The sequence below is a fragment of the Streptococcus sp. k-402 genome, from assembly GCF_013277515.1.
GTDB lineage: Bacteria > Bacillota > Bacilli > Lactobacillales > Streptococcaceae > Streptococcus.
Map to the genome: position 1 here is coordinate 1 of NZ_VMNB01000022.1, position 469 is coordinate 469.

The 469-nt window shown below is 35.0% G+C and carries 1 protein-coding gene; it reads right to left on the reverse strand.

Features of this window, described 5'->3' with window-relative positions:
• On the reverse strand, positions 1-259 hold a 259-nt coding region (locus tag HT724_RS09805; protein WP_173276336.1), incomplete at its 3' end, for a DUF4231 domain-containing protein.
• Positions 260-469: the final 210 nt, after the last annotated feature.

The window sequence follows — 469 nt, forward strand, 5'->3', positions numbered from 1 at the left end:
AAGAAATCCAGTGTTCCTTGGCATTATACAAATTGAGAATCCCCTCACACAGCAAACCGAGACTGGACAAAGCAACCGAAATCAAACGGTAGCGATCACCTGGCATAGGAATAGCACAAAAGACAGCTATGAGGAAACCTGCCACAATTTCTGTTATTTTTAATACCTTATAGCGTCTACGATGTTGAACACTTTTCTTTAAAAAATGAGCTATCTGTACATCTAATCGCTCTGTCAGGTACATTTCTTCTGGCGTCATATTCGTAACTCCTTTTATCTATTCATTCTATTCAAAAAACTAGGATAACTGTCTAGTAGGTTTAGCAAATATTAATAATGTTGTCATGTTATTTTGGAAAGGAAGTCTCATGTTTATATCTAGTGGCAAAATATTGCTTCTCCTACTAGCAAAGTTCACCTAGTTTAATTATTATATCATAATCGAGACAAACTTACTTACTTACTTACT